A 572-nucleotide genomic window follows, 5' to 3' on the forward strand; every position below is an offset into this window, starting at 1 on the left:
GTTTCTGATCCGGTATAGTTGAAAAAGGGCTTTTCAAAGGTGCGATCGTAACCGAAGGTGCGGTCGACGGTGGAGTGGTAATCAGCTATGTACACGCCTTGCGATTCACGTCCACCGAAATCGGCGTTAATGGCCTTCGCTAACATCCAAAACACGCGTTTGCGGCGTTCGGTCGTGGCAATACCATCCACGCCCTGACGGCCTGAGCTGACGGGGATGGCAATGATGATTTTACAATTAGGGCTATCGGCCTTGATGCTGGCAATCATCGTTTCGTAACGAGCCTTGAAGGTCGCATACGTTGCATCGAACGTTGCCGGGAATGAAAAGTCGTTCGTGCCCAGCATCGAGTGGAAAACGTCCGGCTGAGCGATATTCCAGGCCTGGCGATACTTGGCAAAGTTGAACGTGAAATTGAGCGTCGATTCCGCGATGTCTACCCAGGCTGAGCCGTCGTAGCGTACGAACTTCGATAGGGCGTTATCGTACTGCACGTCGTCGGCATTAGGAGCTTTCAAATACCCCGTTGTAGCATCGAACATGCCCTTCACGTTCTCGTAGTAATCCCAGTC

General features: G+C 52.4%; 1 protein-coding gene. It reads right to left on the reverse strand.

Translation table 11 applies throughout. From position 1 onward, the window contains the following. Positions 1-572, reverse strand: a 572-nt coding sequence (locus tag BWI93_RS27950) for a hypothetical protein (RefSeq protein ID WP_217902334.1), incomplete at both ends; no start/stop codon positions are given.

The organism is Siphonobacter sp. BAB-5385, from assembly GCF_002261125.1.
In the GTDB taxonomy this organism is placed as follows: Bacteria; Bacteroidota; Bacteroidia; order Cytophagales; family Spirosomataceae; genus Siphonobacter.